Origin of the sequence: Streptomyces sp. NPDC097619 (assembly GCF_040302735.1) — a bacterium.
Lineage (GTDB): Bacteria > Actinomycetota > Actinomycetes > Streptomycetales > Streptomycetaceae > Streptomyces.
This window is the reverse complement of record NZ_JBEOSD010000043.1, coordinates 13,221-38,501: the sequence shown is the minus strand read 5'-3', so window position 1 is coordinate 38,501 and position 25,281 is coordinate 13,221. Positions and strand designations below refer to the sequence as shown.

The window sequence follows — 25,281 nt, the reverse complement described above, 5'->3', positions numbered from 1 at the left end:
TTCCGCTGCGAGTGTCCGCTGAGGAACGCGTGCCACGAGGCTCCGCTACGAACGACCACCCTCGATCGGCACAACGAAGGCCCGGTCGAACCATTGGGTCGCACGCCGCACGAAGTCCTCGACGGAGACGATGTCGAAGGCGGGCAGCGGGCCGAAGTCGCCGGAGCGGTCCAGGAAGTCCACATCCGCCCAACCACCCCGGAACAGCACGATCATCAACTCGGCGTCGTCCGGGCCGTGCACGTGGATCCCGACCGAGTCCGGGTCCCGGACCGCGGTGCGGTCGGTCTCCAAAGCCTGCGGCCAACTCGCTTCGTAGTCGCGCCAGGTCAGGGGGCCCACGTCGAGTCCGACCCCCCGCCGGCCTTCGGACAGCCGAGCCAGGGCCGCCGCGGCCTCGTCCAGGTCGATGATTCGCTCCATGGGGTCAGAGCTTCGTCGACCTTCGCGCGAAGGGACAGCGCGTTTCTGCCCCGGTGCGCCCGCTGCCTGCTGCCCGCCGCCCGATCTCCGCGATCCGCCGGGCGCGGGTAGTCGGCGCCCGACGGGCGTCCGCGGTCAGGTGAGCGAGGGGGGCTCGTTCGTCATGGGGGTGGGGGTGGCGTCCTGGGGGAGGTCGGTGAAGAGGCAGTCCCATCGCGCGCCCAGTTCGCGGAGCGCGGTCGCGGGCGGGGTGCCGTGCGTCGCCGCGTTGAGCTCGGCCATCTCGGCGAAGAAGCCGTCCAGCGCCGGCGAGGTGATGAACAGGAAGCGGACCTCCTCGGACCCCGTGTTGTAGGGGCGGTGGACCGCTCCGCGGGGGACGAGCGCGTACTCCCCGGCCCCGATCCGGACCGTCCTCCCGTCCACGTCCAAGGTCAGCTCGCCGCGCAGGACGAGGAAGGCCTCCTCGTGGGCCTCGTGCACGTGCGGCGGGGGCCCGGGCGCGCCCGCCGCGTGCGAGTACTCGATCAGCGAGTAGGCGCCGCCGGTCATGGACCCTTCGATCTTGACCGTCATCGGGGCCCCGGTGGGACCTTCGAACCTTCGGCCCTGGCTCGCCGCGATGACCACCGGGTCAGTCATCGCATCCTCCGTGCCGGGATCGCGGGTGGGCGGCCGGTGGCCGAGGAATCCCGGGGCGCCGGGGAGCGCCTTGAGCCCTCCGGAACCTCGGCTCCTCGCCGCATCGGCATCCTTCGACCATTGTGGCGGCCCAGGGGCGGCACCGCTCGCGGGGTCGCGTGGGCCGGCGTGCCCGCCCCGGATCGGTGTCCGGCCGGGCGGTGCCACCCTTGCCCGATCGGGCAAGGCTGTGACGGGAGCCTTGCGCTCCGTACGTACCAGTCAGTAGACAGCTATGTGACCTGCCGGTAGGTCGACGGCGGCCGGTGTGGTCCCGGTGTCGCGCGGGTCGCCCTTTGCCTGCCGCCGAGCCGGTTCGCAGGAATCTTTACTGCACAAACGGGGGCAAAGACGCCATTCGCGCGCTATGTTCCCCGCATGACAAGCATGGACATGTCAAAAAGGCGGGCCGGTGGAAGGGCTGGCCGTCTCGCCTTCGTCTTCCTCCTGCTGTTGGGTCTGGTGGGAACGACGGCCCTCGCGAGCGCGGCCCCACCCCCCGATGCCGGCCGTGCTGCGGCCTCCGCGGGCACGGCCGTGGAGGCCGCCGCCCGGTCCGCGGCCGTGACCTCCGCCGCGCGGGCCGCCGTGAACGCCGCGGCCGTCGACCGGGCGCGGGCCCGCTGGGGTGACCGGCGGCTCGACGAGGTCTCCTTCCTGTCCACCCACAACGCCTTCACCAACTACGAGGACTCCCGCTGGACCTCCGTCGCCCAGTCCGAATCCCTGCGTCACCAACTGGACAACGGGGTGCGCGGACTCAGCCTGGACACGCACTGGTACCAGAAGAGCAGGTGGCTCTGCGTCATCAGCTTGGGCAGCGACTGCTACCCGAGCGACGTCTACCTCTGCCACGGTGAGTGCAAGACCTTCGCCGGCGTCACCTACGCGCTGCCCCGGCAGTCCTTCCACGGCAGCATGCAGACCGTGGTGGACTTCCTCGTCACCCACCCCGAGGAGGTGGTGACCATCTTCCTGGAGGACTACGTCAGCGCCCAGCAGCTGGGCGACTCGCTCAGCCGGGTCCGCGGCCTCGACGCCCTGCTCTTCCGGCCCGACGCCTGGAAGGTGCGCGAGCAGGGCTGGCCGAAGATGACCGATCTCGTCGGGGCGGGCAAGCGCCTGCTGATCTTCAGTGACGAGCCCGACCGCGAGCACCTGGGCGTCATGTACGACAAGGCGTGGACGGTCAGCAACTACTGGAGCCTGGGCGACCTCGGCAGCGACGTCTCCTGCGTCAGCCGCTGGGGCGACGTGCCATTGGACCGTCAGGAGCCCGGCTTCCGCAGGCTCTTCACGATGAGCCACCACCGCAACGTGCCCACGGTCATCAACGCCGCCCTCGACAACGGCACCAAACTCCGGGACCGCATCGACCGGCAGTGCCGCCCGGCGGCCGGTGGCCGCGACCCGAACTTCGTCGCGGTCGACTTCCACCGGATCTCCGACACCAGCGGACACACCCCGGCCTCGATCGTCGCCGAACTCAACGCCCGCGACTGAGAACGGTCCACCCGCCGCACGCCCGCAACCTGCTCGCGCTCGCACCACACCCGCCCGCTCGTACGTATGCGCCCGCGTGCGCGCGCGTCGCGTCGTCCGGGCCCTCAGCTCCGTCAGCCCCGAGGGGTGATCGCTTCGAGATCGCCTACGGTGCCGGACATGAGGGCCCGGACGTGCTCGGTCATATGCTCCGCGGGCCAGTCCCACCAGGCCAGAGCGAGGAGTCGGGCGATCTGGTCCTGGTCGTAGCGGGTGCGGATGAGTCGGGCGGGGTTGCCGCCGACGATGCCGTAGTCGGGAACGTCGTCCACGACGACGGAGCCGGAGGCGATGATCGCGCCGTGTCCGATCCGCACCCCGGGCATGACCGTGGTGCCGTGGCCGAACCAGACGTCGTTCCCGACGACGGTGTCCCCTCGGCCGGGCAGCCCGGTGAGGAGGTCGAAGTGCTCCGCCCAGGAGCCGCCCATGATGGGGAAGGGGAAGGTGGACGGGCCGTCCATCCGGTGGTTGGCGCCGTTCATGAGGAACCGCACTCCGGTGCCCAGTGCGCAGAACTTCCCGATGACGAGCTTCTCCGGCCCGTAGTGGTAGAGGACGTTGCGGGTCTCGAAGGCGGTCGGGTCCTCCGGATCGTCGTAGTAGGAGTACTCACCGACCTCGATGAGGGGTGAGGTCACCAGCGGCTTCAGCAGGACCACTCGGGGCTGGTCGGGGATGGGGTGAAGCACCGTCGGGTCGGCGGGCAGGCGGTTCATGGTGCTCGCAATCGGCTCGGTTTCGGGCGGCGGACGCCTCCCATTCTGCTCGGGTCGGTCGTCCGGCCCGCTCACGCGCCTCCCGTGAACGCGTCCGCGTGGTCGGCCGCCCACGCACGGAACGTGTGCGGTGCCCTGCCGAGGACGTCGGCGACCGTCGTGGTGACGTGGGCCGGCGGCCCGACCGCCGCCCGCCAGGCGTTGAGCAGCATCTCCACCGCCTGCGCGGGAGCCTTTCCGGCCATGAGCTCCCGGAACTCGTCCGGTGTCAGCTCCTCGAAGGGGATGTGCCGACCCAGAGCCTCGCCGATGGCGGCGACTTGGGCGGCGTGCGTGAGCGGTTCCGGTCCGGTGAGGACGTAGTCGCCCCCGGCGTGGCCGTCCGCGGTGAGTGCGACGGCCGCGACGGCGGCCACATCGCGGTCGTCGACCGGCGCCGATGCGGAGGCGCCGTACGGCCACCGCACCGGGCCGCCCGCGCGGACCGTCGCGGCCCACCAGGGCAGGGCGTTCGACGCGAGCATCCCCGGCCGGACGATCGTCGCTTCGAGGGAAGTGGCCGCTATGAGGCGCTCGATCTCGGCGTGCAGATCGGCCATCGGGTTCGGCTGCCGGAAGAAGGGGTGCGGGGTCCGGTGCGGGGAGGACAGGAAGACGATCCGGCGCGCACGGGCCGCCACCCGCTCGATGACCGCCGCCGCCGTCGCCGGCGGAGCCGTCCAGAGCAGGAACACCGCCCCGACCCCTTCGAGGGCGGGGCCGAGGCCGTCGGGCTCGGTGAGGTCACCGCGGACGACTTCGACCCCGGCGGGGAGCGATGCCCCCTCCGGGCGGCGCACGAGGGCACGGACCGGCACACCGGAGCCGAGGAGTCGGTCGACGACGAGACGCCCGATCCGCCCGGTCGCCCCCGTGACGAGGACGGGTTCAGGGGCGGGAAGCGGGACGGAAGGAGCAGGGGAAGGGGAAGGGGAAGGGGCGGGGGGAGGGGAAGCGGGGGAGGAAAGGGGAGGGGAGGGGTGCTGGTTCATGACTCCATGAAAGCGTTACCCGGTTAAAAAAGCAACTCGGTAACGAATGTTATCCTGGTCAGGTGAACGAGCCGACCGGGCTGCGAGCCCGCAAGAAGGAGCGGACGCGGGACTCCATCGCGGAAGCCGCCATCTCGCTCTTCCTGGAGCACGGCTTCGACCCCGTCTCGGTCAACGACGTGGCCGCGGTGGCCGAGGTCTCCAAGCCGACCCTCTTCCGCTACTTCCCCACCAAGGAAGACCTGGTGCTGCACCGGTTCGCGGACCACCAGGGCGAGGCGGCGCGGGTCGTGCGCGATCGAGACCCCGACGCCGATCCCGTGACGGCCCTGCACCGGCACTTCCGGGACGGTCTCGACCGGCGCGACCCCGTGACCGGGCTCAACGACCACCCCCTCGTCGTGGCCTTCCACGGCCTGGTGTTCTCCACCCCGAGCCTGGCGGGCCGCCTCGCCCGGTACCGGATGGAGGACGAAGAGGCCCTGACCGAGGCCCTCGGCGGGGGTGTCCGGGCGCATCTGCAGGCCGCCCAGGTGCTCGCGGTCCAGCAGGTCCTGGCCCGTACCAACTGGCGGAGGATCGCCGACGGCCGCACGGCCGACGAGGTCCACCCGGAAGCCGTGACCGACGCCGACGGAGCCTTCGACCGGCTGCGGTGAGCGGGGCGGCGGGCAACCATCCGGACCGGCCGTGCCCGCGGGTGCCGCATGTGATGGGGTGTCGGGCATGACCGATACCGAGACGAGCACGATCACCATCCCGGAACACCTCCACGGCTACACGGGGGTGGCGTTCGGCGGGTACGTGGCAGGGGTACTGGCCGCCCGCGCCGCCGCGAAGGACGTACGGGTGGACTTCCGGCGGCCGGTGCCCACCGGGCAGCCGGTCCGCATCGCCGCCACCCCGGACGGCGGTTGCGCCCTCACCGACGGCGAGCACCTGCTGGCCGCCGCCGTGCCTGTCCCGGCCCCCGACGCCGCACCCACCCCCACGGCTTCCGTTCCCCATCCCCCCGCCGGCGGCGGGGTCCCGGAGCCGCCCTCCTGGGCGGAGGCCGTGGCCGCCGCCGAGGCGTACCGGGCGGCGCCCCCGGACGGCCAGAGCGACTGCTTCGGTTGCGGGCTGGACCGCACGCCGGCGACGGGTCTGCGCCAGCACTGCGGAGCGGTCCCGGGCCGCGAACTGGTGGCCACCGCCTGGATTCCCGGCCACGAACTCGGCTCTGTGGACGGGCTGTTGCCGTCGGAGTTGCTGTGGGGAGCCCTGGACTGCCCGGGCAACGCGGTCGGGCGCCTGCTCGACGGCCGACCGGCGGGCGCGGTCACGGCAGCCCTGTCCGCCCGGCTCCTGCGGCCGGTCCGGACCGGTGAGCGGCTGATCTCGTACTCCTGGATGCTGAGCTCGGCGGAGCGCAAGTACGGTGCCGGCACGGCCGTGGCCACCGCCGAAGGCGAACTCTGCGCCACCGCCGAGGCCCTGTGGGTGGTACCGCGCCCGGCCGGCTGACGGGCCCCGCCCTTCCGCACGGGCTCGCCCGCCGGTGAGGGCCGGAGCGCACGGGAAGGGCCGGAAGGAGCAGGGAGGGGGGAGGGAGGGCGATTCGGGGTCGCTCGCGGCAGTTGGCGGTTTCGGTGGCGGAGTTCCGCATCGTCCGGGCGGTGGCGGTTCGGCGGGGGAGTTCGCCCAGCGTTCGCCGGCCGTCCGCCCGGCCGGAGGCGTTCCGTTCCGTGCGGGGCGGGACCGTCGGGCGGCTGCCTTCCCCATGACGACGCCATGACGACCCCAGGACGGACCCCCGTGAACCCAGCCATGCCGGCCGGACCCGCCACCCCTTCGACCCCCTCGCCCGCGCGCCGTCGTCGGCGCGCCCGGTCGCTCGCCGCCCTCGCCCTGTCGCTGTTCGTCGCGGGCGGGCTGACCGGAGGCCCGGTGGCGCACGCCGCCGCGGCGGACGACATCCGGGTCAACGAGGTCGTGACGACCGGTTCCGTGAACGACTCGATCGAGCTGCACAACAAGGGGACCGCGACGGTCGACGTCTCCGGCTGGATCCTCAAGGACGACGACAACGGCCACTCGTACAAGATCGCCGCCGGCACCACGCTGGCCCCGGGCGGATTCCGGGCCTTCGACGTGAGCGGCAAGTTCGGCCTGGGCTCCGCCGACGAGGCCCGTCTCTTCCTCGCCGACGGCACGACCCTGGTCGACCGTCACACCTGGAGCGGGCACTCCGCCCCCTCCTGGTCGCGCTGTCCCGACGGCACCGGCGCCTTCAAGAAGGCGGCCGCGGTGACCCTGGGCGGGGCCAACCAGTGCGGCACCGGTGGCGGTACCCCGACGCCCGTGGCGTGGCCCGGCGGCAGCGCGGTGACGACCGCGGACGGCTCCGACGTGTTCGGCCAGGACCTCAGCGGCCTGCACCAGGAGGGCGGCGTGATGTGGGCGGCGCAGAACAGCGGCAAGCTGTGGCGCCTGGTGCGGGACGGGGCCACCGGCTGGAAGCCGGACACCGCCAACGGCTGGTCCGCCGGCAAGACCCTGCGCTTCCCGGGCGGCTCCGGGAGCCCCGACGGCGAGGGCGTCACCCTGACCGGCGCGGGTTCCGCGGGCGGCGTGTTCGTCGCGAGCGAGCGCGACGGCGACGCCTCCGGCACCAGCCGCCTGTCGGTGCTGAAATACGAGATCGGCGGCTCCGGTTCCACCCTGACGGCCGCCAAGGAGTGGAACCTCACCTCCGACCTGCCGGCCACCGGCGCCAACCTCGGCCTCGAAGGCATCACCTGGATCCCCGACGCCGCGCTGACCGGCGCCGGCTTCAAGGACGCCTCGACCGGCGCGGCCTACGACCCGACCCGCTACGCGGCGCACGGCGGCGGCGTGTTCTTCGTCGGCGTCGAGGGGACCGGCGCGATCCACGGCTACGTCCTGGCCGACTCCGGCTCCTTCACGCGCGTGGCCTCCTTCGCCGGCGGCCTGCCCGGCGTGATGGAACTCCAGTGGGAGCCGCAGGCCGCCCGGCTGTGGGCGGTCTGCGACGACACCTGCGGCGGCCGCCACCACACGCTGAAGGTCGACGCGGCCGGAGCCTTCGCCACCGTCGCCGTCTACGACCGCCCGGCCGGCATGCCCGACCACAACAACGAGGGCTTCTCGCTCGCCGGCGCCGACGAATGCGTCGGCGGCACCAAGCCCGTGTACTGGTCCGACGACAGCAACGACGGCGGCCACGCGCTGCGCCGGGGCACCGTCACCTGCTGACCCGACCCCGCCCCCGCGGGTACGAGTACGGGCCGGGAGCCTGAACTCCCGGCCCGGGACCCGCCCCCCCACCGCGTCGGCCGACGGCGGACGAAGACCGGCGAGGACGGTCAACGGCGCACCGGGTAGCGCAGGTGGAGCACCCGATCGCCCTGGAGTACGACGTCCGGATCGGTCAGCAGGCACTGCGCGTCGACCGGTCCGAAGAAGCGCCTGCCAGAGCCGAACACGACGGGGACGACGTCCATGCGCACCTCGTCGACGAGACCCGCGGCGAGGACCTGGCCGCCGACATCACCGGCGGCCACCTCGACGACGCGGTCGCCCGCGAGCTCCTGGGCCCGCGCGACGGCCTCCTCGACGCCCGCCACGAAATGGAACGGCGCCCCGCGGTCCCATCCCTCGGGCTCCGGCCGATGGGTGACGACGACCACGTGGTCGATGCCGCTCGGAGGCTTCCCGTCCCACCCGTCCGTCAGGTCGAAGACGCGCCGACCGGCGATCGTGACCCCGATCCCGTCCCAGTACGGGCGGGTGTAGTCGTACGAAACCCGCGACACCTTCAACGCGCCGCTCCCGTCCAACGGGACGTCACCACGGGTCAGCCAGTCGAACAGGGGCCCCGGCCGGTCGTTCCCGTCCGCGATGAAGCCGTCCACCGACACCGAGCCGTACATGACCACCTTGCCCACAAGGCACTCCTCCGCTTCGGGAGGCCCCAACGTAGCGCGCGGCGCGGCGTCGACTCCGTAGCCACCGCCCCCGCGCGAGCCCGCCGGTAGGGTCGACGTGCTCGAGAAGTCACCTGGTGGTCCTCCCGCCACCACCTCGCCGCCCGCCCCGTGTCGGGCGGGCCCGGGCGATCGGGCGCTCCGCGTCTCGGAGCGACCCCGCCCCGTGCGATCCGCGCGGCTGAGAAGGCCGGCCGTGACCCGCCCCACGGAGGACGTCCCCGGTGAGCGGTGCGAGAACACCGATGTCCCGAGCGACCGCATCGCCGACCCCTGGGGCACGCGCACGCCCTACGGCCCCGGCGGTCCGTGGCCCGTGCGCAGGGACTCGTACCCCCGAGGGGGACTCGGAGGAGTCGGTGGAGCGATGGGTGCGGGCGGCCTCGCTGCCACACTCCGAGACGCGCTCCCGGACGAGGTGATCCGGCCCGGCTGGACGGACATCGGGTACATCACCCGCCACGCCATCGGTTACGAGGCACAGGGCCGGCAGGTCGAGGACCGCACGCTCCGGTGGGCCGCCGGCCGGTGTCCGCGACCTGCCGATCGTCGCGATCGAGGTGCGGCGGCGAATCCGACGGTGGGGCGGCGCCGGGTGTGGCCGCCACCACCGGGGGTAGGCGCCGCCCTGGCGGTGGCGTCGGCCCAGCGCCGGGACCGCACCGGAGTGTAACGGTCCGTGCGGACGACCACCCGGTCACGCGGGACACGTCCGCGACGACGAAGGGATTGCCCTCATGGACGCTCAGGCGACGGCACGGTCGGACGGGAGCACCGCACGGGGACCGGAACGCCCCCCGCCCCCCACGGCGACGCCCCCGACCCGACCGGGCAGGGGAACCCGCCCTCCGCCGGCACGGGCGCCGGCCACGGACGTCATCCGGGTCGCCTCCGTGCCCGCCGGTCACGTCTACGTCCGGCACGTGCACGCCGCCGACGGATCCGACGGCGTGGTGCTGCTGGCGGACCCGCGCCCCAACGGCGCTCCCAGCACCTCCCAGCGCTGGTGGCCCCCGGTGATGCTGGACCCGTCCTGGGTGCACGACCACCACGACGAGTTCGACGTCTACCACCTTCACTTCGGTTTCGACGCGCAGAGCCCGCGACAACTCGCAGAGCTCGTCACCGCACTGCGGCGGTACGGCAAACCGCTCGTCCAGACCGTCCACGACCTGCGCAACCCCCACCAGCCCGACCGACGGGCCCACGACGCCGCCCTCGACGTGCTGGTGCCCGCCGCCGACTGCCTGATCACCCTCACCGCCGGGGCTGCCGCCGAGATAGAGGCCCGCTGGGGGCGCACCGCGCACGTCCTGCCCCACCCCCTCGTGGTGGAGGAACCCCGGCTCTCCGCCCCCCGGTCCCCGCGATCCGAGTTCGTCATCGGCGTGCACGCCAAGAGCCTGCGGCCCAACATGGCGCCCCTGCCCGTGATCCGGACGCTGGCGGCGATCACGGCGGACCTCCCCGACGCCCGACTGCGCGTCGACGTCCACACCGACACCCACGATCCCGCCGCCCCCGCGCACGCCCCCGAGCTGGTCGCCGAACTCGCGGAACTCGCCACCACGGGGGCCGTGGACCTGCGGGTGCACGACTACTTCGACGACGACGCCCTGTGGGACTACCTGGGGGCCCTCGACCTCTCCGTGCTCCCGTACACCTTCGGCACCCATTCGGGCTGGCTCGAAGCCTGCTACGACCTCGGCACCGCCGTGGCCGTGTCCGACTGCGGCTACTACGCGGAGCAGCGTCCCTGCCACCTCTATCGGCACGGCCCCGAGGGCTTGGACGCCCGGTCCCTGGAGGCGGCCGTGCTCCAGGCCCACGCCCACCGTCCGGCACCCCGCGCGGACCCGTCGGCCAGGGCCGGGGAACGACGGGCCCTCGCCGCCGCCCACCGTGTCCTGTACGAACGCTGCCGAGCATGAACCGACCCCTGCGCATCGCCCTCATCGCCTCGGCGCGCTTCCCCATCAAGGAACCCTTCGCCGGCGGCCTGGAGGCCCACACCTGGGCGCTCGCCACCGCCCTGCGCCGACGGGGCCACCACGTCGCCCTCTTCGCGGCGCCCGGTTCCGACCCCCTGCTCGAAGTGCGGGAGCTTCCGGTGCGCACACCGTGGTTGAGCGCGGCGGCGCGCGCGGACGCCAGCATGACCGACCCGGCCTCGGTGTTCGAGCACCACGCCTACCTGCGGCTCATGCTCGACCTCGCACATGGCGCCGGCAACGACAACCACCACGGCGGCAGCCGAGACGACCGGCCCCCCTTCGACCTCGTCCACAACAACAGCCTCCACTACCTCCCCGTCGCCATGGCCCCCGCCGTCCCGATGCCCCTCGTCACCACCCTGCACACACCACCCACCCCCTGGTTGGAGTCCGCGATCCAGACCGACCCGGCGGGCCCGCTCCACTTCACCGCCGTCAGCGCCCACACGGCCCGCTCCTGGCAGCCGCTGGTGCGTTCGGCCCGCGTCGTGCACAACGGCATCGACCTGCGCCGCTGGCCGGCCGGCGCCGGTGGCGGCGATCTGGTCTGGTGCGGGCGCGTCGTCCCCGAGAAGGGACCCCACCTGGCCATCGCCGCCGCCCTCGCCACCGGACGCCGACTGACCCTGGCGGGCCCCATCGCCGACCGCGCCTACTTCCGCGACCGCGTCGCCCCCCACCTCGGCGGCCGCATCCACTACGCGGGCCACTTGGCCGGCCGGGAGTTGGCCGCGCTGGTCGGCTCGGCCCGCGCCACCCTGGTCACCCCCTGCTGGGACGAACCGTACGGGCTGGTCGTCGCCGAATCCCTGGCCTGCGGCACTCCCGTCGTCGGCTTCGACCGTGGCGCCCTGGCCGAGATCCTCACCCCTGACTGCGGCCGTCTCGTCCCGTACCCCGACGTGTCCGCCCTGGCCGCGGCCGTGGCCGACACGGCCGCCCTGAGCCGCAGCGCCTGCCGTGCACGGGCCGAGACCTTCTGCTCCCTGGACCGCATGACCGACCGCTACGAGTCCCTCTACCAGGAGCTGTTGCCGTGATGATCGGCTACTACGTCCACCACCACGGACTCGGGCACCTGCACCGGGCCCTGTGCGTCGCCCGGCACACGCGAAGCGCCGTCACCGGCCTGTCCAGCCTCGAACGGCCGCCGGACTGGCCAGGCCCGTGGATCCGCCTTCCCCTCGACACCGGCGGCCGCCCCGGTACCGACACGGAGGGTCAGGGCCGGCTCCACTGGGCACCCCTCCACCATGACGGCTACACGGACCGGATGTCCGTCCTGGCCGAATGGCTGGGCCGGGTCCGGCCCTCCCTGCTGGTCAGCGACGTGTCCGTGGAAGTCGCCTGTCTGGCGCGCCTGATGGGGGTGCCCGTGGTCGTGGCCGCCATGCGCGGGCAACGCCTCGACCCCGCGCACCGCCTCGGCCACGACCTCGCCCTGCGCCTGCTCGCGCCCTGGCCCGCCGCCGCCCCCGAACCCGGCTGGCCCGCGCACTGGTACCACAAGACGATCTACGCCTCCGCGTTCTCCCGGAACGACGGCCGTCCCCCCGCCCCCGCGCCCACCCCGCACGAAGGCCGGCGACGGGTCCTGCTCATGCTCGGAGCCGGCGGTTGCGACGTGACCCCCGCACAGCTACGGGCGACCGCCGCCGCGACCCCGCACTGGCGGTGGGACCTCCTCGGCGGTCCCGGCGGCGAGTGGACCGGCGATCCGTGGCCCAGGATCTGCGCCGCGGACGTGGTCGTCACCCACGGCGGCCAGAACGCCGTAGCCGAATGCGCGGCCGCCCGACGACCCGCCGTCATCCTGCCCCAACAGCGGCCCTTCGACGAGCAGTACGCCACCGGCCGGGCTCTGCGCGGTGCCGGACTGGCCGTGGTGCGCGACCGCTGGCCGGAACCACCGCAATGGCCGGACCTCCTCGCCGAGGCCGCCGCCCTCGGCGGCGCCCGCTGGTCCCGCTGGGCCCCCGGAGACGGCGCGCAACGCGCGGCCCGGGCCCTCGACGCCCTGGCAGGGACCTCGTGAACGGGCCGCCCCGCGCGGACCCGAGCCCCGACCCCCGAGTGGCGGTCGTCACTCTGGTCGCGGGCCGCCACCGCCACCTCGCCCTCCAACAGGATGCGTTGGACCGGGGCGCCCGCCGTCCCGACACCTACGTGGTCGTCACGATGGACGACCCGGCCGCCGGGGAGCTAGCCGCCCGGGGCAGCCCCGCGGCGAGCGTGGTCCCCGTGGCCGTACCGGCCTCCGGCCGCTTCCCGCTGGCGGGCGCCCGCAACGCGGGTGCCCGCCGGGCCCTCGCTCTCGGCGCGGAGGTGCTGGTCTTCCTCGACGTGGACTGTCTCCCCGGCCCGGACACCGTGGCCCGGTACGCGGAGGCCGCGTTCGACGGGGGACTGCTGTGCGGGACCGTCGCCTACCTCCCGCCCCCGCCCGCCGGCGGCTACCGCCTCGCGGACCTGCCGCACATGGCGGCCCCCCACCCCGGTCGCCCCGCCCCCGCACCGGACCGACTCCTGACCGGCGGTGACCCGAACCTGTTCTGGTCCCTGTCCTTCGCCCTCACCGCCACCACCTGGCGGCGCGTCGGCGGATTCTGCGAGGAGTACACCGGCTACGGCGGCGAGGACACCGACTTCGCCCACCTCGCGCAACGTGCCGGGGTGGACCTGTGCTGGCTGGGCGGCGCCCCCGTGCACCACCAGTACCACCCCGTCGAGGACCCACCGGTCCGGCATTTGGCCGACATCCTGCGCAACGGCGCCCTGTTCCGCCGGCGTTGGGGCCGCTGGCCCATGGAGGGCTGGCTGCACGCCTTCGCCCGTCTGGGGCTGGTCCGGCATGACTCCGCGACCGACACCTGGGAAGCCACGGGGGACCGACCGACCGCGGACGCTGACGTACCGCAGGCGACAACGGGGCTCTGGACATCGAACGGCCGACCGGATCCGGCGACCGGTGGCCGACGGTGACCCGTGGCCGATGCGGCCCGTCACGCTGCCGAGCCCCGTGCACCGGTCACGGGGCCCGACAGCGAACTTCTCCGTCCCGGGCTCACCGCTCCGTGCGCAGCACCCGGACGCTCTCCACCGTGGTGTCGGCGGCGTCCGGTACGACCATGCCCGCCTCGACCCCCGTACGGAGGTAGCGCAGCACGTCCTCGTTCAGCCTTTCGCCGGGCAACGCGGCCGGGATGCCGGGCGGGTACGGGGTCAGCACCTCCGCCGAGATCCGCCCGGCGGCCCGCTCCCAGGGAACCTGCTCGGTGCGCCCGAAGAAGGCGTCCCGAGGCAGGACCGCCTGCTCCAAGCGGAGCGCCTCCGGGCCAGGGACGTGCACGGGCTGCCCCGTGCGCAGCCCGGGAGCGTGTCGGGCCAGGTCCGTGAGGGCGGTGAGGAGGATTCCGGCGGTGCGCTCGTCGTCGGCATGGGTGAGCTGGGCGCTGATCCGGCGGTGGTCGGAGACGTGCAGGTTGACGCGGTGGTTGCGGCGCAACCAGTCCGCGGCCCGATAGCCGGTGACCTCCCAGGCGCCGATGTCGATGATGATCTGGAGGGGATCGAGGTCGAAGGCCCGTCCGGGGCCGCAGAAGTCCTCACGACCGTGGACGCGCAGGCCGTCGATGTCCGAGATCCCGTCCCGGACCCGCCCGGCCAGGGCGAGCGCGTCGTCGTAGAGGGCCTTGCCGTGCTCGACCATCTGGCGCCGCCAGCCGTCGAGTGCGGCGTACACGAGGACGGACGGGCTGGTGGTGCCCAGCAGGTCCTCGCGTGCCCTCAACACCTCGGGAGCCACCAGATCGCCTTGGAGGTGGAAGACCGAGCTCTGTTCGAGCCCCGAACCCATCTTGTGCACCGAGGTGACGCACAGGTCGGCCCCGGCGTCCATCGCCCAGGTCGGCAGATCCGGGTGGAAGGGCAGGTGCGCCCCCCACGCCTCGTCCACGATCAGAGGAACGCCGCGCCGGTGACAGACCTCGGCGAGGGCCGCGAGGTCCGTGCAGGTCCCGTACGGAGTCGGGGTGGTGACCAGCGCTCCCCGGGCACCGGGATGCGCGGCGAGCGCCTCCTCGAAGGCCTCCGCGGAGGGCGGATGGGCCAAGTGACGGTCGGCGTCCCACTGCGGGTCCACCCAGACCGGCCGGATCCCGGACAGGATCAAGCCCGACACCACCGACTTGTGCGCGTCCCGCCCCACGACCAGTTCCTCGTGCGGCCCGGCCACCGACAGCATCGCCGACTTGACGGACAGCGAACTGCCGCAGGTCGAGAAGAAGGCGTGCTCGGCGCCGACGGCCTCGGCCATAAGCGCCTGCGCCTCCTCGACGACCCCCTGGGAGGACGTACGGTCGTCCAACCCACTGGTGGCCAGCACATCGGAGCGGAACACGGAGTCCCCGAGCACGGCCCGCACCCGTGGATCCGCTCCGCGCCCCTGTTTGTGCCCCGGCGGGGTGAAGGGCGTCTGCGCATAGGCGTGGTAGGCCGCCAGCGCGTCCAGTACGGGTGCTCTCGACTGGTCCATACCCGGCCGCCTGCCCCCTCCCAGGGAGGGGAAACGGCGCCGCGGTCCGTGTGGCACGCCGAAGGCGGGCCGATCGGCCCCCTACGGCGACTGCGGGCGCACATGACCCTCCGGGAGCCGTATCGGAAGCGCGTCGACGCACGGGACGCGTACGTGTCCGGCCCGTCTGCCCCTGCCCGTACGAAGGTCGCGCACCCGTGCCCGCGTCGCCCCCCTGCCCACCACGCGTCGGGTCGATGAGCGCCGCGCCCGCCGGAGAGACCGGGCCGGTCGCCGCGCCGGACGCCGGGTGCCCGCCTCCGTCCCCGGAGCCGACCCGCCCAGCCGCCGAGCCGTACCGTGGCCGGATCGGGCCGTAGCGGAAGCGTCCCGTCCGTAGACTGGCCGGCCGTCAGGTCTGAGGAGGGATGCCGAGGATGCAGCGTCCACGCACGGCTGCGGGCCGCGCGAGCGAGCGGGTGTTCACGCGCGAGCCGGACGAAGCGGCCGCTTGGATGCGGGCCGCCTACGGAACCAGCCTGCGCATGGGAGCCCTGGAGTCCGATCGTCCGTTCCTGTACCGGCGCGACGCGGTGCGCTCCGTGGCCGTGAGCCTGCTCCGCCTCCCCGCGCCCTGCCGGTACCGCAGCGAACCGCTCGGAACGCTCACGGTCACCGAGGTGAGGGCCGGCCGCTTCGCCCGCAGCACCGGCAAGGAGAACACCCGCGCCGCCACCGGCGACGTCATGGCCGCCTCGCAGCCCGACCTCCCGTACCAGGGTCACCTCGTCCACGCCGAACTCCGTGCCGTCACCATCGCCACCCCCGTCCTCCGGCAGGTCGCCGGTCTCGTGCCGGACGACACCGGCCGCGCGCCGCGCTTCCGGGACCTGCGCCCCCTGGCCCCTCGGCAGGCGGGCACCTGGCGCGCCACCGTCGACTACCTGACCGCCGCGTTCCTCCGTGCGGACGGCTCGCCTCCGGACCTCCTGCTCCTGGATTCGGCGACTCGGCTCCTGGCGGCCACGGCCCTGAGCTTGTTCGTCCCGCCACACGACACGCCCTTCGTGCCCCGTGACGGCCGGGACGCCTCACCCGCGACGGTGCGCCGGGCCGTCTCCTACATCGAGGGAGCCGCCCACGGGCCCGTCACCCTCGCCGACATCGCCGCGGCGGCCTTCGTCACGCCGAGGGCCTTGCAGTACGCGTTCCGGCGCCACCTCGACACGACCCCCTTGGGGTACCTGCGGAGGGTACGGCTCGCCCGGGCCCACGCGGAGCTGAGGGCCGCGGAGCCGGGTGGGTCCGTGACCGTCAGCGCCGTCGCGGCCCGGTGGGGCTTCCTCCACCAGGGCCGGTTCGCCGCCGCCTACCGCCTGGCCTACGACCGGGCCCCGGGCCGGACCCTCGCGGAGCCCGCCCGGGGGCCGCGTTGACGCCGTCCGTGGGAGGACGGTGTCAGGGGTGCAGGCCTGGGCCCGACGGGGGACCGGCCAGTGGGGTCGGCGTGAGCGAGGTCGGTTCCTCACCGGATTCCAGCAGGGTGTCCGCGGCGCCCACCACGAGTGCGTCGGGGCGGCCCACCGCCTCTCCGTCCTTGCTGTCGTAGTCGATGCCCCACAACAGGCTCCGCATCGCCTCGACGCGCCCCCGGCGCTTGTCGTTGCTCTTCACCACCGTCCACGGGGCCCCACCGGTGTCCGTGGCGCGGAACATCGCCACCTTGGCCGCGGTGTAGTCGTCCCACAGGTCCAGGGAGGCCAGATCCGTGGGCGAGAGCTTCCACTGCCGCACCGGATCCACCTGTCGGATGGCGAAACGGGTGCGCTGCTCGGCGCGGGAGACGGAGAACCAGAACTTCACCAGCGTGATCCCGTCCTCCACCAGCATCGACTCGAAGACGGGGCACTGCCGCAGGAAGAGCGCGTACTCCTCTTCCGTGCAGAAGCCCATCACCTTCTCGACACCGGCCCGGTTGTACCAGGACCGGTCGAAGAACACGATCTCCCCCGGAGCCGGCAAGTGGGCGACGTACCGCTGGAAGTACCACTGGCCGGCCTCCCGCTCGGTCGGCTTGTCCAGGGCCACCACCCGGGCCCCGCGCGGATTGAGCCGCTCCGTGAACCGCCGGATGGTGCCGCCCTTCCCCGCCGCGTCCCGGCCCTCGCACACCACCACGACTCGGGCGCCCGTCGCCTTCACCCAGCGCTGGAGCTTCAGCAGCTCGATCTGCAGGATCCGTTTGGTCCGCTCGTACTCGCCGCGCCGCATCTTCCGGTCGTACGGATAGCTCTCCCGCCACGTGCGGATCGAGGCCCCGGAGGCGTCCAGCAGCACTGGTTGCTCCGGCCGCCGCGCGTCCACGCGCAGCCCCGCGAGCAACTCCTCCACGTCCGGCAGATCCCGCTCCTCTTCACCCATGTCCGGCCTCCTACCCCCCGCGCGCACGTACGATCACGCGGATTCCCGCAGGGTGGGGACGCATCTCACACGGGCCCGCCTTCTCCGTGCGGCAGCGGGGTCGTCGCGCGTGACCGGGGCCGGGCGGGAGAGGGACTTGACCGGATGGGCCGGAAGTGTGGGACGCTCGGGGGACGCAGAGACGGCCGGGCCGCACCGCGAAGGGCGGTGGGGGACCGGTTTACGGGTTCCGGGCATCGCCCCCTCCACGGGCATTCGGTCCCCGCCACGACCACCGCGCCCCACGCATCCCGGGCGCGCGAGTGGTTCTGGGCTCATGACCCCCTCGGATTGGGGGCGCCATGACCAGCACCGCGACGATCACCTCCATCGACGGCGACACCGCCGTCATCACCCCGCGCGGGGACATCGACCACGACAGCCTGCCGGGCCTGGAGTCCGCCGCAGGGCTCCTGCCCACCTCCGTCACCCGGGTCGTCTGGGACTTCCACCGGGTCCACTTCATGGCCGTCGCCGCGCTCCATCTCCTCGACCGGCAGCGCTCCGCCTGCCAGGAGGCACGGACGACCCTGGTCGTGACGGGGCTCCTGGCCCAGCCCCGGCACCTGCTCCTCATGGCCGCCCAGGCCATTCCGGACGGTTCTTGGAACGAGTTCCTGCCCACCGGCAACCCGGGAACCAGCACCTTCACCCCGTGCGCCTGACGACCACCGAACGCGAGGCCCTGTTCGAGCGACCGCTCAAGGCCGCTACGGACCGACGGGCATCTCGGCTATCACGGTCTTGCCGCCGGCGGTGTGGCGGACCTGGGTGTCGGCGAGCCGGTTGACCAGCAGCCAGCCGAAACCACCGGGCTCGGCCGGGGCCCACGGACGGGCCTCGGGCGGGTGCGGCGAGGCATCGGATACCTCCACGCGGACCACTCCCGCGCGGTGGGTGAGGGTGAACCCGGTGACGCCGCCCGCGTGCCGCTGGGCGTTGGAGGCCAGCTCGGTGACCACGGTCAGCACGTCCGCGGTTTGCTCGGGGGTGGTGTCGAGCCCGTCGAGGAGGTCCCGTGCCAGTCGGCGCGCCTGGGCGCAGCTGATGCCCGCCCGGTGCGGGGCGGACGGTGTGCCCGGTACGGTGCTGCCTCCCATGCCCCCTCCCTTACCCGCCCACGGCCGGAGCAAAAGGAGCCACCCGATGCACTGCGGGTTTGCGGCCGGAGGAGAGCGGGCGGGGCTGCAGAATCCGGGGGGCGGCTCCGAAAGGGGCCCGGCGGAACCTGAGCCGCGGTTCCAGCCGAGCCCGTCGGGCCCTATCCGGTCACGCCCGCCGCCGCGCTGCGGATGAGGTCCAGTACGACCTCCGGCCGCGAGAGCATCGGTACGTGAGAGGAGTCGACCTCCACGGCCGTCGCGCCCATGCGCTCCGCCTCGAACCGTTGGAGGTCCGGCATGACCGCGCGGTCCTGCCGGGTCACGCAGAACCAACTGGGCCGGGACCGCCAGGCGGGGTCGTCGACGGTCGCGGCGAGCAGGCCCTCCGCCGCCGACCCCTGGGTCGCCCAGACCAGCTGCTGCTCGGCTTCGGGAAGATCGCCGCAGAAGTCGGAGATGCCGTCGCGCGCGATCCACAGGCGGCCGTCCTCGGCGTCCAGGTGTCCGAACAACGGGGGCGGGTCGAACTTGCCGATCAGGTCCTGCGGGGTCTCCCCGGCGTCCGGGGCCAGGGCCGCGATGTAGACGAGCCCGGCGACCCGGTCATCGGTACCGGCGGCTGTGATCACGAAACCGCCCCAGGAGTGACCGACGAGGACGGCGGGCGAATCGACGCGCGCCAGTGCCCGTCGGACGGCGTCCACGTCCCCGTCGAGCGTGTCCAGGGAGTTCTGCGCGGACACCACCTCGTGGCCCTCTCCCTGGAGGACGGGAATCAGCTCGCTGTAACAGGAGCCGTCGGCCCACAGCCCGTGGGCGAAGACGATGCTCGGCTTGCTCGGTGACATCGACACGATCCTCTCGGTGCACCCCCCTCGCGCTTGGCGCCCTCCGGCCGACTTCGGGCCGTCCGGCCTTCCGAGTCCACACCCGTTCGGCCTCGGGCGCAACGGCAGGTGATCGCCCGCTCGTCACGCGTGGGGAACGCCTCGGCCGACTCGGAGGGCGATCCGGTGGGCCGCGGTACGACCGGTTCGGGACCTCGCGGCGGGTCGTTCCGGGCAGGCTCCCGCAGCCGCGTGGGCCGGGCCGGCCGGGTCTCTCGTACCTCAGACGTCGTGATCCGCCGGGTCGGCGTGCTCGTCAAGGGCGGCGAGCCCCTCCCGCCATCGCGCCTCCCGCGCCCTGGAGTCCTGGTCCCACCACGGCTCGCCGCGTTCGCCGAGGGCCACCTTGGCCGCGTGCACACGGTGCCTGGCCCGCCGTTCCGCGCGCGGGTCCTCCGCCTTCCGTGCCGCGCCGACGGCCCTTCGGGCGTCCATGAGGTGGATGCGCAACCGGGCCGCGGCGTCCTCGGGCACCGTGGGGTCCGTGGCACGCCAGCGGCGTCCAGCGATGATGACGTACCTGCCGTCGGTCGTGACCGGCGGCCCCTGCTTCCGTTGCACCCGGGGCGCCTGCCCAGTCACCGGCCGGTCACACCCCGATCGCCGGGGGCGGGGTCCGAAGAGGCGCCTGCGGAACGCAAGCGCGGCGCCGGCACGGCCGGGGTCACCGCCGGAGGTGAACTCCGCGCCCTCACCGAAGTCGCGCGGGCGGTGCCCCGCCGAGGGGTTTGGCGCGGTCAGGGGCGCAGCGCGTCCCGGGCCGCGTCCAGGAGGGCGTCGGACAGGTCGGTGCCCCGCGTCGCGCGGGCCAGCACCAGGGCACCGACCAGGGTGGAGAGCCGTACCAGGCCGTCCTGTTCCTCATCGGCCAGGGACCGGGCGAAGCCGGTGACGCCTGCGGCGTACGTCGCGTGGGCTCCGCCCGGGCCGGAGCCGGGTTCGCGCGCGAGGTCGGAGGCGAACGCGGCGACGGGGCAGCCCCCGCCCGGGTCGTCCCGGTGCGCGGGTGAGAGGTAGTCGTCGATGACGTTCCGCCGCGCGGCGCCGGGGTCGTCGGCCGCCGCCCCCAGGGCGGCTCGGTGCCGGCGGGCGAGTTCCGCGAAGGCGTGGGCGGTGGCCTCGTCGACGAGCGCGTCCTTCGAGGGGAACTGTTTGTAGAAGCCCCCGTGGGTCAATCCGGCCGCCCCCATCAGGTCGGCCACGCTCACGTGCGTGCCTCGCTCGCGCATCAGGCGGGACGCGGTGGCCACCACATGGGCACGGTTCTGTTCCGCCTGTGCCCGGGAGACCCTTCCCATCGGCCGACCTCCCGTTCGCCCCGTTCGGATGTTGCTTGACTTCTATTCTATCCTCGGTTTTAGATTTTAAGCATCATCTATTCTGGAGGTGGACGTGGAACTGCACGAGGCGATCGCGGTGGTCACCGGAGCCAACCGGGGATTGGGCCGTCATCTGGCGGCTCAGCTGGTCGAACGCGGAACGAAGGTCTACGCCGCCGCTCGGCGCCCCGAGTCAGTGGACCTGCCGGGCGTCGTGCCGCTGCGTCTGGACATCACCGACCCGGACTCGGTCCGGAGAGCGGCCGAGCGCGCGGCGGACACGACGCTGCTGATCAACAACGCGGGCATCTACACCGGCGCCCGCCTGATCGAAGGCGACCTGGCCGAGGTGCGCGAGGAACTGGAGACCAACTTCTTCGGACCCCTCGCCGTCACCCGGGCTTTCGCCCCGGTCATCGAGCGGAACGGCGGGGGAACGGTCTTCAACGTCCTCTCGGCCCTGTCCTGGTGGCATCCGGCCGGATTCGGCGCGTACGCGGCGGCCAAGGCGGCCGCTTGGGCGCAGACCAACGCCGTGCGCGAGGAACTCGCACCCCGCGGCATCAAGGTGGCGGCCCTGCACGTCGGGCTCATGGACACCGACATGGCCGCGGCCCTGCCCGTGGCGAAGGCGGATCCGGGCGAAATCGCCGCCAAGGTGCTGGCCGGCATCGAGACCGGTCGGCCCGAGGTCCTCGGCGACGAGGTCACCCGTCGGGCCAAACGGAATCTCGCCGCCCTGCCGGTCGCGCCCTGACGCCGCGGGTCACGCGACAAGCGACGGCGGTCACCCCGCCCACGACGCCGTGACGGGTCCGAGGGTCGATCCCGTCGTCGGCCGGCGCCGCTTCCGGGCCCGCGCGGTCCTCGCGGCGGGCCCGGGACCCCGGCGGTGCGCCTCAGCCGCGCCGGGGGCGGGCCGCGGTGTCCAGGTAGAAGGCGTCGATGCTCTGCACCGCCCGCTCGAACTCGTCCAGGTTGACCGGCTTGGTCACGTACGCGTTGGCGTGGCTGCTGTACGCGCCGACCACGTCGTCGGGGGCCGAGGAGGTGGTGAGGACCACGACGGGGATGGCCTGGAGTTCGCTGTCGGCCTTCAGGACCTTGAGGAGGTCCCGCCCGTTCATCCGGGGCATGTTGAGGTCGAGCACGATGAGGTCGGGCCGCACCGCGTCGGGGGAGCGGAGGTACTCGAGGGCGGCGACCCCGTCGCTGACCTGGATGAGGTTGCGGGCCCCGCGCTCGGACAGTGCCTCCTCGATGAGCATGGCGTCGGCCGTGTCGTCCTCGACGAGCAGCACGTCGAAGGGGCCTGCGGGGGTGGTCATCATCGGATGCTCCGTGGGTGTTTCGTAGGCGTGGTCGAAGAGTCCGGGCCAGCGGCGCCGGGCTCCCTGGCGGGTCATGCCGCATGCGGCGCCGATCTGTGGGTATCCGGCACCCGTGCGAGCTGCGGAGACGGCGGCCTCCCGTTGGAGGCGCTCGGTGGCCTGCCGGACGTGTTCCAGCAGGTGGAGGAAGGACAGGGCCCGTGCCGAACCCTGTCCCGCGGGCGGGGGCTCCTCCAGGAGCCGGCGGGCGAGCACCCGCGCCAACTGCCCGACCGCGGCGTCGGCTGCTGCGGCCGTTTCCTCCGGAGTGGTCCGCAAAACGAAGTTCTCGCCAGGCATGACCGGCACTCTAGGTCCAGATCCCTTCCCCCGACAACAACTGTTGTCAACGGCCATCTACAGTATGCCTGCGCGCCTCCTGTCCGATGGCGCTCACAGCGGAGGGGTTGAAGAGGGGTGAGCAGGATGAACAGGCTGCCGGGGACGCGGACGCTGCCCGCGTGGACGACCCGTCGGTGGCTGCGGGCCGGTGTCGCCGTTTCGGCGGTCGTCCTGGCACTGCTCGGGGGCGCGGGCGCGTGGGCGCTGGGGCGGACCGCCTCCCTCACCGACAACCTGGTGAACGTGAAGTCCCCGGCCCTCAGCACCTCGTTCCGGCTGGAATCGGCGCTGCTGAACCAGGAGACCGGCATCCGCGGCTACGGACTGACGGGCACCCCCGACTTCCTCGCCCCCTACCGGCAGGGGCTCGCCGACCAGGCCACCTACACCGGGAACCTGTCCGCGCTCCTCCACGGGGACCGGGCCCGTACCCAGGACCTGAAGGCCGTCCAGGAGGCCGCGGCCACGTGGCAGGAGCGGATCGCCCGCCCGATCTCCACCGCGCCCGCGGGTGCCCCCGCCCCCGTGGCACTGACCAGGGCCGCCGAAGGCAAGGCGACGTTCAACGCCCTGCGGGCCGCGCTGGGCGAGCAGCAGGAACGGTTGCGCGCGGACCGGGTGCGCGCGGTGGACGAACTGTCGGCCGCCATGACCCTCCGCAACTGGATCTTCGCCACGATCGCCGTCGTCATCGCGGCTCTGGCCGTCCTGGTCTCCGCGGCCCTGCGCCGTGGCATCACCACGCCCCTCGAGAAGCTCGGATCGGACGCCCGGACGATCGCCGCCGGTGACTTCGATCACCCCATCAGCGAGACCGGGCCCGCGGACCTGCGCCGCCTGAGCGGCGAGATCGACTCCATGCGCCGCCGCCTGGTACGGGAACTGGCCTTCACCGAGGAGGCCCGCTTCCGGCTGGACGCCCAGGCCGCCGACCTCCAGCGGTCGAACGCCGAACTGGAGCAGTTCGCCTACGTGGCCTCCCACGACCTGCAGGAGCCGCTGCGCAAGGTGTCCAGCTTCACCCAGCTGCTGCAACGGCGCTACGGCGGGCAGCTCGACGCCAAGGCCGACCAGTACATCGACTACGCGGTCGACGGCGCCAACCGCATGCAGGTCCTGATCAACGACCTCCTCGACTTCTCCCGGGTCGGCCGCGTCCACCACGAGCTCAAGGAGCTCGACCTGGAAGACGTGTTCGAGCAGAGCCTGGGCTCCCTCAGCGTCAGCGCCGAGGAGGCGGAAGCGGTCATCGAGCACGACCCGCTGCCGGCACTCGTCGCCGATCCCACGCAGATGGGCATGCTGTGGCAGAACCTGCTCGGCAACGCCATCAAGTTCCGCCGCCCCGGCCACACCCCCCGCATCCGCGTCGGCGCCGAACGGGACGGCGACCTGTGGCGGTTCACGGTCACCGACAACGGCATCGGCATCGCGCCCGAGTACGCCGAGAAGGTGTTCGTCATCTTCCAGCGGCTGCACACCAAGGACGCCTACGCCGGCAGCGGCATCGGCCTCGCGATGTGCAAGAAGATCGTCGAGTTCCACGGCGGGACCATCGCCGTCGACCCCGCGTACGGCTCCGACCCGGACAGCGAGCCCGGGACCCGCATCGTCTTCACCCTGGCCGCGAAGCCGCCGCCGACCCCCGGCCCCTACCCCGTCGAGGGGGCCGCCGACACCGAGCGCGGCGCGAAGCAGGCGTCATGACCATCCCGGCCTACGGGACCCCCGGGGCGGAGCCCTGCTACCGCATCCTGCTGATCGAGGACGATCCGGGGGACGCCCTGCTCGTGGAGGAACTGCTCCACGACACCGGACTGCGGTTCGAGCTCGTGACGCGGAGCACGCTCGCCGAGACCCGGGCGGAACTGACGCTCCCGGCCACCGACTGCATCCTGCTCGACCTCCACCTGCCCGATGTCTCGGGCACCGAGGCGATCGCCGCCGTCCGCGCCCTGGCCCCCCACACGGCCGTGATCGTCATGACCGGCCTGTCCGAAGCCCAGGCCGGTGCCGAGGCCATGGCCGCCGGCGCCCAGGACTACCTGGTCAAGGGCCGGGTCGACGCGGAACTGATGCGCCGCACCCTCCGCTACGCGGTCTACCGCAGCCAGACCGAACGCACGGCGGCGGAAACGCAGAAGGCGCGCCTGCGCGCCGAGGAGAACGCCCGTCTGGAGCGCGGCCTGCTGCCCCAGCCCCTCATCGAGACCTCTACCGTCACCGTCACCAGCCGCTACCTGCCCGGCTCGGAACAGGCCCTGCTCGGCGGCGACTTCCTCGACGTCGTCGAAGACGACGACCGCCTCCTGCACGCCGTCGTCGGTGACGTCAGCGGCCACGGCCCCGACGCCGCCGCCCTCGGTGTCTGCCTGCGGATAGCCTGGAGGTCCCTCACCCTCGCCGGTCACCGGGGCTCCGATCTCCTCCACCTGATGGAACGCATCCTGGTGGCCGAGCGCGGCACCCAGCCCCTGTTCGCCACCTGCACCCTCCTCACGATCGACCACCGGGCGACCACCGCCACCGTCCACCTCGCCGGACACCACCAGCCCCTCCTCACCACCGCCGACGGCACCGACGAGGTGGAGGCGGCGCACGGCATAGCCCTGGGCATCGCCCCCGGTCTGGGCGTCTGGGCGGCCACCGAGATACCGCTGCCGACCGCCGGAGCCCTCACCCTCTACACCGACGGCCTCACCGAGGGGCACAACGGGGCGGGTCCCGAACGGCTCGGCTCCGAAGGGCTCTTGGAGCTCATCCGCACGATGCCGCCCACCGACCCGGCCGACCACGTGGACCGCCTCATCAAGGAGACCCAGGCCCTGAACGCCGGACGCCACAAGGACGACCTCGCCGTGCTCCGCCTGGACTGGCACGGCCACTGAGCCACGGCTCCGCCGCCCGC

25 protein-coding genes are annotated in these 25,281 nt (G+C 73.2%); 13 read left to right on the top strand and 12 right to left on the bottom strand.

Features of this window, described 5'->3' with window-relative positions; genetic code table 11:
* Nucleotides 1-45: 45 nt before the first annotated feature.
* Both ABTZ17_RS14815 and ABTZ17_RS14810 read right to left on the bottom strand, forming a co-directional pair.
* Entirely contained in the window at nucleotides 46-423 is a 378-nt protein-coding gene (locus ABTZ17_RS14815) for a hypothetical protein (protein WP_352195981.1), read from the bottom strand.
* Between the two features lie 135 nt (nucleotides 424-558).
* On the bottom strand, nucleotides 559-1,065 hold the full coding sequence (locus ABTZ17_RS14810; RefSeq protein WP_352195980.1) for a cupin domain-containing protein: 507 nt from the start codon (nucleotides 1,063-1,065) through the stop codon (nucleotides 559-561).
* A 417-nt stretch (nucleotides 1,066-1,482) separates the two neighbouring features.
* Between ABTZ17_RS14810 and ABTZ17_RS14805 the strand changes: the two genes are divergently transcribed.
* A complete protein-coding gene (locus tag ABTZ17_RS14805; protein ID WP_352195979.1) occupies nucleotides 1,483-2,607 on the top strand; it encodes a PI-PLC domain-containing protein in 1,125 nt (374 codons plus the stop codon).
* A 113-nt stretch (nucleotides 2,608-2,720) separates the two neighbouring features.
* Here the strand turns inward: ABTZ17_RS14805 and ABTZ17_RS14800 are convergent, their stop codons facing one another.
* Complete coding sequence (locus ABTZ17_RS14800; RefSeq protein WP_352195978.1) at nucleotides 2,721-3,365, bottom strand: CatB-related O-acetyltransferase; 645 nt, start codon at nucleotides 3,363-3,365, stop codon at nucleotides 2,721-2,723.
* Nucleotides 3,366-3,436: 71 nt separating this feature from the next.
* Nucleotides 3,437-4,396, bottom strand: a complete 960-nt coding sequence (locus tag ABTZ17_RS14795; protein ID WP_352195977.1) for an SDR family oxidoreductase — start codon at nucleotides 4,394-4,396, stop codon at nucleotides 3,437-3,439.
* A 62-nt stretch (nucleotides 4,397-4,458) separates the two neighbouring features.
* On the opposite strand from ABTZ17_RS14795, the gene ABTZ17_RS14790 reads away from it, so the two are divergent.
* The 3 genes from ABTZ17_RS14790 (at nucleotide 4,459) to ABTZ17_RS14780 (ending at nucleotide 7,654) form a co-directional block, all read left to right on the top strand.
* Nucleotides 4,459-5,055 carry a TetR/AcrR family transcriptional regulator gene (locus ABTZ17_RS14790; RefSeq protein WP_352195976.1) on the top strand — a complete coding sequence of 199 codons (597 nt, stop codon included), beginning with the start codon at nucleotides 4,459-4,461 and terminating at the stop codon, nucleotides 5,053-5,055.
* A gap of 67 nt (nucleotides 5,056-5,122) precedes the next feature.
* Complete coding sequence (locus ABTZ17_RS14785; protein WP_352195975.1) at nucleotides 5,123-5,902, top strand: PaaI family thioesterase; 780 nt, start codon at nucleotides 5,123-5,125, stop codon at nucleotides 5,900-5,902.
* Between the two features lie 303 nt (nucleotides 5,903-6,205).
* Nucleotides 6,206-7,654 (top strand): lamin tail domain-containing protein, encoded by a 1,449-nt coding sequence (locus ABTZ17_RS14780; RefSeq protein WP_352196001.1) that lies wholly within the window; start codon nucleotides 6,206-6,208, stop codon nucleotides 7,652-7,654.
* A gap of 110 nt (nucleotides 7,655-7,764) precedes the next feature.
* Here the strand turns inward: ABTZ17_RS14780 and ABTZ17_RS14775 are convergent, their stop codons facing one another.
* The gene (locus ABTZ17_RS14775) at nucleotides 7,765-8,346 is read right to left on the bottom strand and encodes a dihydrofolate reductase family protein (protein ID WP_352195974.1); all 582 of its coding nucleotides are present in this window, start codon (nucleotides 8,344-8,346) and stop codon (nucleotides 7,765-7,767) included.
* 932 nt (nucleotides 8,347-9,278) lie between these two features.
* Here ABTZ17_RS14775 and ABTZ17_RS14770 point away from each other — a divergent pair.
* The 4 genes from ABTZ17_RS14770 to ABTZ17_RS14755 are packed head-to-tail and all read left to right on the top strand — an operon-like array spanning nucleotide 9,279 to nucleotide 13,361.
* Nucleotides 9,279-10,316 (top strand): glycosyltransferase family protein, encoded by a 1,038-nt coding sequence (locus ABTZ17_RS14770; protein ID WP_352195973.1) that lies wholly within the window; start codon nucleotides 9,279-9,281, stop codon nucleotides 10,314-10,316.
* Nucleotides 10,313-11,419, top strand: a complete 1,107-nt coding sequence (locus tag ABTZ17_RS14765; protein ID WP_352195972.1) for a glycosyltransferase family 4 protein — start codon at nucleotides 10,313-10,315, stop codon at nucleotides 11,417-11,419. The genes ABTZ17_RS14770 and ABTZ17_RS14765 overlap by 4 nt, the downstream gene beginning before the upstream one ends.
* Entirely contained in the window at nucleotides 11,419-12,414 is a 996-nt protein-coding gene (locus ABTZ17_RS14760) for a glycosyltransferase (RefSeq protein WP_352196000.1), read from the top strand. Before ABTZ17_RS14765 ends, ABTZ17_RS14760 begins: the two co-directional genes overlap by 1 nt.
* Nucleotides 12,415-12,452: 38 nt before the next feature.
* The gene (locus ABTZ17_RS14755) at nucleotides 12,453-13,361 is read left to right on the top strand and encodes a glycosyltransferase family 2 protein (protein ID WP_352195971.1); all 909 of its coding nucleotides are present in this window, start codon (nucleotides 12,453-12,455) and stop codon (nucleotides 13,359-13,361) included.
* Between the two features lie 82 nt (nucleotides 13,362-13,443).
* Here ABTZ17_RS14755 and ABTZ17_RS14750 read toward each other — a convergent pair whose 3' ends face one another.
* Complete coding sequence (locus ABTZ17_RS14750; protein ID WP_352195970.1) at nucleotides 13,444-14,913, bottom strand: aminotransferase class I/II-fold pyridoxal phosphate-dependent enzyme; 1,470 nt, start codon at nucleotides 14,911-14,913, stop codon at nucleotides 13,444-13,446.
* 416 nt (nucleotides 14,914-15,329) lie between these two features.
* Between ABTZ17_RS14750 and ABTZ17_RS14745 the strand changes: the two genes are divergently transcribed.
* On the top strand, nucleotides 15,330-16,328 hold the full coding sequence (locus tag ABTZ17_RS14745) for a helix-turn-helix transcriptional regulator (protein ID WP_352195969.1): 999 nt from the start codon (nucleotides 15,330-15,332) through the stop codon (nucleotides 16,326-16,328).
* A 22-nt stretch (nucleotides 16,329-16,350) separates the two neighbouring features.
* On the opposite strand, the gene ppk2 is transcribed toward ABTZ17_RS14745, so the two are convergent.
* Nucleotides 16,351-17,313, bottom strand: coding sequence for a polyphosphate kinase 2 (gene ppk2, locus ABTZ17_RS14740; RefSeq protein ID WP_352195968.1), 963 nt, complete (start codon nucleotides 17,311-17,313; stop codon nucleotides 16,351-16,353).
* A gap of 341 nt (nucleotides 17,314-17,654) precedes the next feature.
* Between ppk2 and ABTZ17_RS14735 the strand changes: the two genes are divergently transcribed.
* Entirely contained in the window at nucleotides 17,655-18,017 is a 363-nt protein-coding gene (locus ABTZ17_RS14735; protein ID WP_352195967.1) for an STAS domain-containing protein, read from the top strand.
* Nucleotides 18,018-18,062: 45 nt separating this feature from the next.
* Here ABTZ17_RS14735 and ABTZ17_RS14730 read toward each other — a convergent pair whose 3' ends face one another.
* The 4 genes from ABTZ17_RS14730 to ABTZ17_RS14715 form a co-directional block, all read right to left on the bottom strand.
* On the bottom strand, nucleotides 18,063-18,452 hold the full coding sequence (locus ABTZ17_RS14730) for an ATP-binding protein (RefSeq protein ID WP_352195966.1): 390 nt from the start codon (nucleotides 18,450-18,452) through the stop codon (nucleotides 18,063-18,065).
* A gap of 161 nt (nucleotides 18,453-18,613) precedes the next feature.
* Nucleotides 18,614-19,303, bottom strand: a complete 690-nt coding sequence (locus tag ABTZ17_RS14725) for an alpha/beta fold hydrolase (RefSeq protein ID WP_352195965.1) — start codon at nucleotides 19,301-19,303, stop codon at nucleotides 18,614-18,616.
* Nucleotides 19,304-19,564: 261 nt separating this feature from the next.
* Nucleotides 19,565-19,903, bottom strand: a complete 339-nt coding sequence (locus ABTZ17_RS14720) for a hypothetical protein (protein ID WP_352195964.1) — start codon at nucleotides 19,901-19,903, stop codon at nucleotides 19,565-19,567.
* 176 nt (nucleotides 19,904-20,079) lie between these two features.
* Nucleotides 20,080-20,640, bottom strand: coding sequence for a TetR/AcrR family transcriptional regulator (locus ABTZ17_RS14715; protein ID WP_352195963.1), 561 nt, complete (start codon nucleotides 20,638-20,640; stop codon nucleotides 20,080-20,082).
* A 94-nt stretch (nucleotides 20,641-20,734) separates the two neighbouring features.
* On the opposite strand from ABTZ17_RS14715, the gene ABTZ17_RS14710 reads away from it, so the two are divergent.
* Entirely contained in the window at nucleotides 20,735-21,418 is a 684-nt protein-coding gene (locus ABTZ17_RS14710) for an SDR family oxidoreductase (protein WP_352195962.1), read from the top strand.
* Nucleotides 21,419-21,560: 142 nt separating this feature from the next.
* On the opposite strand, the gene ABTZ17_RS14705 is transcribed toward ABTZ17_RS14710, so the two are convergent.
* Nucleotides 21,561-22,331 carry a response regulator gene (locus ABTZ17_RS14705; RefSeq protein ID WP_352195961.1) on the bottom strand — a complete coding sequence of 257 codons (771 nt, stop codon included), beginning with the start codon at nucleotides 22,329-22,331 and terminating at the stop codon, nucleotides 21,561-21,563.
* Nucleotides 22,332-22,457: 126 nt separating this feature from the next.
* Here ABTZ17_RS14705 and ABTZ17_RS14700 point away from each other — a divergent pair, with 126 nt between their 5' ends.
* Entirely contained in the window at nucleotides 22,458-24,080 is a 1,623-nt protein-coding gene (locus tag ABTZ17_RS14700) for a sensor histidine kinase (protein WP_352195960.1), read from the top strand.
* Nucleotides 24,077-25,261, top strand: coding sequence for a PP2C family protein-serine/threonine phosphatase (locus tag ABTZ17_RS14695; RefSeq protein ID WP_352195959.1), 1,185 nt, complete (start codon nucleotides 24,077-24,079; stop codon nucleotides 25,259-25,261). Before ABTZ17_RS14700 ends, ABTZ17_RS14695 begins: the two co-directional genes overlap by 4 nt.
* Nucleotides 25,262-25,281 lie beyond the last annotated feature (20 nt).

Bases quoted from the DNA above. Each gene is read 5' to 3' on its own strand.
- ABTZ17_RS14800 (WP_352195978.1), bottom strand. From the start codon at position 3,365: ATGAACCGCCTGCCCGCCGACCCGACGGTGCTTCACCCCATCCCCGAC.
- ABTZ17_RS14765 (WP_352195972.1), top strand. From the start codon at position 10,313: ATGAACCGACCCCTGCGCATCGCCCTCATCGCCTCGGCGCGCTTCCCC.
- ABTZ17_RS14695 (WP_352195959.1), top strand. From the start codon at position 24,077: ATGACCATCCCGGCCTACGGGACCCCCGGGGCGGAGCCCTGCTACCGC.
- ABTZ17_RS14700 (WP_352195960.1), top strand. From the start codon at position 22,458: ATGAACAGGCTGCCGGGGACGCGGACGCTGCCCGCGTGGACGACCCGT.
- ABTZ17_RS14705 (WP_352195961.1), bottom strand. From the start codon at position 22,331: ATGCCTGGCGAGAACTTCGTTTTGCGGACCACTCCGGAGGAAACGGCC.
- ABTZ17_RS14750 (WP_352195970.1), bottom strand. From the start codon at position 14,913: ATGGACCAGTCGAGAGCACCCGTACTGGACGCGCTGGCGGCCTACCAC.
- ppk2 (WP_352195968.1), bottom strand. From the start codon at position 17,313: ATGGGTGAAGAGGAGCGGGATCTGCCGGACGTGGAGGAGTTGCTCGCG.
- ABTZ17_RS14815 (WP_352195981.1), bottom strand. From the start codon at position 423: ATGGAGCGAATCATCGACCTGGACGAGGCCGCGGCGGCCCTGGCTCGG.
- ABTZ17_RS14735 (WP_352195967.1), top strand. From the start codon at position 17,655: ATGACCAGCACCGCGACGATCACCTCCATCGACGGCGACACCGCCGTC.
- ABTZ17_RS14745 (WP_352195969.1), top strand. From the start codon at position 15,330: ATGCAGCGTCCACGCACGGCTGCGGGCCGCGCGAGCGAGCGGGTGTTC.
- ABTZ17_RS14805 (WP_352195979.1), top strand. From the start codon at position 1,483: ATGACAAGCATGGACATGTCAAAAAGGCGGGCCGGTGGAAGGGCTGGC.
- ABTZ17_RS14725 (WP_352195965.1), bottom strand. From the start codon at position 19,303: ATGTCACCGAGCAAGCCGAGCATCGTCTTCGCCCACGGGCTGTGGGCC.
- ABTZ17_RS14810 (WP_352195980.1), bottom strand. From the start codon at position 1,065: ATGACTGACCCGGTGGTCATCGCGGCGAGCCAGGGCCGAAGGTTCGAA.
- ABTZ17_RS14795 (WP_352195977.1), bottom strand. From the start codon at position 4,396: ATGAACCAGCACCCCTCCCCTCCCCTTTCCTCCCCCGCTTCCCCTCCC.
- ABTZ17_RS14730 (WP_352195966.1), bottom strand. From the start codon at position 18,452: ATGGGAGGCAGCACCGTACCGGGCACACCGTCCGCCCCGCACCGGGCG.
- ABTZ17_RS14785 (WP_352195975.1), top strand. From the start codon at position 5,123: ATGACCGATACCGAGACGAGCACGATCACCATCCCGGAACACCTCCAC.
- ABTZ17_RS14760 (WP_352196000.1), top strand. From the start codon at position 11,419: ATGATCGGCTACTACGTCCACCACCACGGACTCGGGCACCTGCACCGG.
- ABTZ17_RS14715 (WP_352195963.1), bottom strand. From the start codon at position 20,640: ATGGGAAGGGTCTCCCGGGCACAGGCGGAACAGAACCGTGCCCATGTG.
- ABTZ17_RS14780 (WP_352196001.1), top strand. From the start codon at position 6,206: ATGCCGGCCGGACCCGCCACCCCTTCGACCCCCTCGCCCGCGCGCCGT.